Raw genomic sequence first — 6,000 nt, 5'->3', positions numbered from 1 at the left:
TGTATCTGATTCAAATCCTACCAAACTATCAGCTTCTGCCATTAAAACTGATGCAAAAGCAGCATATGATAGTAAAGCTTCCGGTGTATTCATATTCAGATGGGGTGCAACTAACTTTGTGGATTTCAATTCATTATCTAAACCAACCCCAAATGGCACTGATTCTGTATCAATTGCAGATATTGTAGCTGCTGCTAATAACTTAAAGAATACTATTGGTTCAACAGGTTCAATTCCAAAGACAGTTACTGTTGCTGGAGTAAGTTATTCAATTTCCCAGTTCTTGTATCTAATGGCTGAAGCTGTCAAGCAGATTAATGCAGGCAAAGCTTCATCACAAATTAAACCAGTTTCATCAGGCAATCCTGCTGATCCTTCCGGTTCATTTAAAGGTACTTTAACAACTGCACAATATGTTGATGTGGCAAAAAGAGTAAGTTCTTATATTGTAGGCAATGGCCGTGCTCCAAATTTCGCCAGTTTAGGTAATAGTCAGATTAAGTACGAGTCTTTAATAGAATTGTTTGCTAAGGTTTTATCCAGTTATAAAGCTGATAAAAAATTACCGGCTACCGTATCTATTGACGGTAACATGAAACCGCAGCCTTCAACTAAAACAATATCTATTAAAAATATTGTTAAAGGTGCTTCTAGCTTGAAGGCATACTATGAAAAGAATAAGGTATTGCCGTCCACTGTTACTGCAGGTGGAGTTGTATTCAAATTGCCTGAATTCTTGTATTTGATGAGTCAGGCTATTTATCAATTAGGTAACTCCAATACTAAGGACATTACTATAATTGAGAATATAGCTGCTCCAGCTAATCCTTCTGGAGACACTATTAATGCAGATTTGGATGAATCTAACTTTATTCATGTAGCCCAAAGTACTGCAAACTATATGAAAACTAATAAACAAGCTCCTAATTATGCCAGTTCTAAATTAGGTAAAATCTGTTATTCAGGTGTAGTCGATGCATTTTCACGTATCTTGGCTTTCTATGATATTAATAATCGCTTGCCCGGTACTGTAAAAATTATTTCTACAGGACCTGGAGGAGAAGGAGCTACCGGTACTGGATTAAACGAAAAAGCCACAAGTGATGAGTTGGCTGATTTATCCAAATATCTTAAAGCTTCTACTAACTGTCAGGTAAACGATCCTAAAATCAAAGCTCTGGTTGATTCATTAACTAAAGGTTTAACTTCTGATGAAGCCAAGGCTAAAAAGATATTTGAATATGTAAGGGATACTTTATCTTATAGTTTCTATTACAACACCAAATATGGTGCAGTAGGCACTTTAAATGCCAAAGCAGGAAACTGTGTAGATCACTCACACTTATTAGTTGCCATGTACAGAAATGCAGGACTCGCAGCCAGATATGTCCACGGAACATGTAAATTTACCAGTGGAAGCACATACGGTCACGTATGGGTTCAAGTGTTAGTTGGTGACACATGGCGTGTTGTTGACGCAACAAGCTCAAGAAATTCATTTGGAAAAGTAGCAAATTGGAATACAAACTCCTTTACCTTAAAAGGAATATATAATAGTATTTCATTCTAATTTCCTACTTCTTTTTTTTATTCTTTTAAGATTTCACTCAGTGTCTGCTTTTTTTTATAAGTTTTAGGTATTCCAAAACTTTTTATACTTTGAAATATTTAAATATAAACTAATTGCAATTAATAATCAAGGTGAAATTATGGCTGATGGTAAGATTAGTGAAAATATTGAAGAATACCTTGAGGTTCTCTATCGCAATGGAAGTAATAGGGAACAGGTTTCTACTACTAAATTATCTGATGAGTTAGGGATTGCCCCTGGCAGCGTAACTCAAATGCTTAAAAAATTAGAAAATTTGGGATATATTAAATATACTCCGTATAAGGGAGCTAGTTTAACTGATGATGGTATGAAAATAGCCCAAAAGATTACTAGAAAACATAGGATTTTAGAAAAATTTTTAAGGGATATTTTAAAAGTCAAAGAGGAAAATATACATTCTCAGGCTTGTGAAATGGAGCATGCATTGTCTGATGAAGCAGAAAGGGCAATATGTACTATGTTGCACAATCCTGATTTGTGTCCTGATAATAATGTTATTCCTGCTTGTGATTTTGATTTTAACAGTTGTAAGGAATGTTATTCTCAAACAGACTTTGATAAAATCATTAATAGAAAATTTAATTTATTGTCAGTTTCGGAATTGACTTCTGATATTGAAGGAACAATTTCATTTATTCGCGGTAATGATGAACTTTTAGATGAAATTTTAAACTTGAATATTCGTGTTGGCGCTCATTTGAAATATGAAGTCAATGATAATGATGGTGAAAATCATTATCTGATTACTGTTGATGATAAAAAACTTGATATTCCTGTAGAAATGGCCAATAATATTTTTATTGGGATTTAAATTTTCTTTTTTTTACAAAAATATATATAATATTTCTATCAAAATAATATCATTAAATATAATTTATTTCTTTTTACGGTGTTTTAATGCGTGGTAATTTATCGAATGATATTGTTTCTGTTAAAATTGAAGAAGGAAGCAAAAAACCGATTGCTTTACATGAAAAAAGTTTATTTGGTAAAATTGAGGCTGATACATTAAATCTTTCTTTAATTGAAGCTTGCTATTTATTAGAAAAAGATCGTTTGGATATTTATGAAGATGATGCCGAATGCAGTATTGGCTATATCATAGATATTTTAAAAGAACAGGATTTATATGGGAAGTATGTTGTTTATCGTGATTTAAAGGATCGTGGGTTCGTAATTAAAACAGGTTTTAAATATGGGTCCGAATTTAGATTATATGATCGTGGAAGAGGTCCTGGACAAGGACATTCTGATTATTTAGTTAAAATTATTTTTGAAAATTATGAGATTAATGCTCTTGATTTTGCAAGTTATGTTAGAGTTTCACATGGTGTTAACAAAAAATTGTTGTTGGCTATTGTAGATGATGATTTCGATATTACCTACTATAATATTGAATGGACTCGACCTTAGATTTAATTAAAGGAATCTATTATATTTTTATTATAGAATGAATTTATTGTAATAATTTTTAATCATAAGTATGATTTAACGTGATTGTGTGTGATAATATGGCAGATTTAATTAATCCATGGGCATCATTTAGCTTAGATTATGATAAGTTAGTTAATCAGTTTGGTATTGGAAAATTTTCAGACATCCTAAATGAAGTTGAAAATCCTCAAAGATTAATGAAAAGAGGAGTAATATTCGGACATAGGGAATTTGGTGAAATCAATAATTTAATCAATCAAAATAAAGATTTTGCAGTTGTAACCGGTATGATGCCAAGCGGTCAAATGCATATAGGTCATAAAATGATTGTGGACCAGTTAAAATGGTATCAGGAAAAAGGAGCAATGCTGTCTCTTCCGATTGCAGATTTGGAATCCTATGCTGCCAGGGGAATGAGTTTTGAAGAAGGCCGTGAAATTGCAATTAATGAGTATTTGTCAAATTGGATTGCACTTGGTCTGGATCTTGAAAAGGACAATGTGAATGTTTATCTTCAATCTCAAAATAAACCTCTTCAGGATCTGGCTTTCAAAGCAGCCGGTAAAACCAATTTCAATCAGCTCAAAGCAATTTATGGTTTCAGCCCGTCTACAAATATTGCCCATATTCAGGCACCTTTAGTTCAGGTTGCAGATATTTTACTTCCTCAGATTGAAGAATTTGGAGGTCCAAAAAAGGTTGTTGTCCCTGTTGGAATAGACCAGGACCCTCATATTCGTTTAACAAGAGATATTGCTCAAAAGCTTCATGAGGATTTGGGATTTTTAACTCCTGCATCTACATATCACAGATTCCTGACCGGTTTGACCGGAGATAAAATGAGCAGCTCCAAACCATCCACTGCAATATATCTCAACGATGATGTAAAATCTGCTGTTAAAAAAGTAAAATCAGCTAAAACCGGTGGAAGGGAAAGTTTAAAAGAGCAACAGGAGCTTGGTGGAGAAGTAGATAAATGTGTGATTTATGAAATGATGTTATATCATTTTATTGATGATGACGGTGAACTTGAAAAAATAAGGCATGATTGTCTAAATGGAACTCTCCGCTGCGGTGACTGTAAGGTAAGAACAGCAGAACTGATGGAAGAGTTTATGCAGGACTTAAAAGAAAAACAGGTTGAAGCTCGTGAAATAGCTAAAACTTTAATATAACGTTTATTAATAATTATTAAAAATATGGTTGTGATTTTATGATAAGATGTGTTTCTTGTGGTGAAGAATACGATGATGATGAAGTAATTTACACTTGCGGAAAGTGCGGATCCGTACTTGAGCTTGTAAATGAAATCAATGTTTCTAAAGATATTTTCGATGGTAGAAAAGATAATTTGTGGAAATTTAAAGAATGCATTCCTGTAGATGAAAGTAAAATCGTTTCCCTTGATGAAGGAGGAACCCCATTTTGCAGATGCGACAAACTGGGAGAGGAGCTTGGCGTAAACTTATATGTTAAAGTGGAAGGTTCAAATCCTACCGGAAGTTTCAAGGATAGGGGAATGACTGTAGGTATGACAAAAGCAATGGAACTTGGAGTACACACAGTTGGTTGTGCTTCAACCGGAAATACTTCCGCATCCCTATCAGCTTATGCGGCCCGTGCAGGATTGAGATGTATTGTATTTTTACCTTCAGGCAAGGTCGCTTTGGGAAAACTGGCTCAGGCAATGTTCCATGGGGCTGAAGTAATGTCTATTAATGGAAACTTTGATGAAGCTCTCGAAGCAATGACTGCTCTTGCACTGGAAAAACATCTTTACTTGTTAAACTCAATTAATCCATACAGGCTGGAAGGGCAAAAAACTATAGGATATGAAATCGTTCGTGATTTGGGATGGCAATCTCCTGACAGAATCATTTTACCTGTCGGAAACGCCGGAAACATTTCCGCAATCTGGAAGGGAGTTAAAGAATTCTACGATGCAGGATTTATTAAAGAGTTGCCGATGATGACTGGTATTCAGGCTGAAGGAGCATGTCCTGTTACAAATGCATTTAAAAAAGGAGATAAAAGGGTTGTTCCTGTGGAAAATCCTGAAACAATAGCAACAGCCATCCGTATTGGCGCTCCTGTAAGTGATATTAAAGCATTAAATGCAATTTATGATTCGAATGGTTATTCTGAAACTGTAAGTGATGAAGAAATACTCGATGCACAAAAGTTGCTTGCAAGAACTGAAGGTATTGGTGTCGAACCTGCTTCTGCAGCTTCAATTGCAGGTCTTAAAAAACTTGTTGATGAAGGAGTAGTTGACAAAGGAGAAACCATAACTTGTGTTGTTACAGGACATTTATTAAAAGATCCTAATACTGCCATTGATGCATGCACTCAACCTACTCAGGTGGATGCAGATATTGACACTTTAAGAAAAATTCTAATGAATAAATAATTTGGGCTTTAAAACTCATTTTATTTTAATTTTTTCTTTTAATTCTTTTTATTGTTAATTAAAATTTTACTTTTTTTATTTAACCTAACCTATGAAAAACATTTTTAAAGATACTAATGTCAATTTTCATGTTATTTTAGTGTAGTGTTAAATGTTGAAATTATCAAAATTTAACACTAATGCACCAATATATTTATATATAAGCAAATTATAATTATTATTATCAAAAAAATGAGGTGTTTAATTATGACAGAATTACCATTCGCTCCTGTAGCAAGAATATTAAAAAACGCAGGTGCACAAAGAGTAAGTGATGATGCAAAAATTGCTTTAACCGAAGCAATCGAAGATTACGGAAATGAAATTGCAGGTAAAGCTGTAGGTTTTGCTCGTCACGCTGGTAGAAAAACTGTAAAAGCTGAAGATGTAAAATTAGCAATCAAATAGATTTTCTGATGTTCATCCCGATAGTAATTTTTTACTATCTCTTTTACATTTTTTTAAATTGTCTGATTTTTATTTATAATTAAGAATTTTATTTATT

The 6,000-nt window shown here is 33.5% G+C and carries 6 protein-coding genes; all 6 read left to right on the top strand.

Translation table 11 applies throughout. The features are described 5' to 3' along the window. Positions 1 to 1,570 (top strand): transglutaminase domain-containing protein (locus tag Q4Q16_RS06035; RefSeq protein ID WP_303346827.1); only part of this gene is annotated, 1,570 nt, incomplete at its 5' end. 139 nt (positions 1,571 to 1,709) lie between these two features. Beyond that, positions 1,710 to 2,423 carry a metal-dependent transcriptional regulator gene (locus tag Q4Q16_RS06030; protein WP_303346826.1) on the top strand — a complete coding sequence of 238 codons (714 nt, stop codon included), beginning with the start codon at positions 1,710 to 1,712 and terminating at the stop codon, positions 2,421 to 2,423. Positions 2,424 to 2,509: 86 nt separating this feature from the next. Continuing rightward, positions 2,510 to 3,025, top strand: coding sequence for a tRNA-intron lyase (endA, locus tag Q4Q16_RS06025; protein ID WP_303346825.1), 516 nt, complete (start codon positions 2,510 to 2,512; stop codon positions 3,023 to 3,025). Positions 3,026 to 3,123: 98 nt separating this feature from the next. Continuing rightward, the gene (locus tag Q4Q16_RS06020; protein ID WP_303346824.1) at positions 3,124 to 4,221 is read left to right on the top strand and encodes a tryptophan--tRNA ligase; all 1,098 of its coding nucleotides are present in this window, start codon (positions 3,124 to 3,126) and stop codon (positions 4,219 to 4,221) included. Between the two features lie 38 nt (positions 4,222 to 4,259). Continuing rightward, on the top strand, positions 4,260 to 5,456 hold the full coding sequence (gene thrC, locus Q4Q16_RS06015) for a threonine synthase (protein ID WP_303346823.1): 1,197 nt from the start codon (positions 4,260 to 4,262) through the stop codon (positions 5,454 to 5,456). A gap of 246 nt (positions 5,457 to 5,702) precedes the next feature. Beyond that, entirely contained in the window at positions 5,703 to 5,903 is a 201-nt protein-coding gene (locus Q4Q16_RS06010) for a histone family protein (protein WP_303346822.1), read from the top strand. The last annotated feature ends 97 nt before the right edge of the window (positions 5,904 to 6,000 follow it).

Origin of the sequence: Methanobrevibacter sp. (assembly GCF_030539875.1) — an archaeon.
Taxonomy (GTDB): domain Archaea; phylum Methanobacteriota; class Methanobacteria; order Methanobacteriales; family Methanobacteriaceae; genus Methanocatella.
This window is presented reverse-complemented; position numbering and strand designations above follow the sequence as displayed.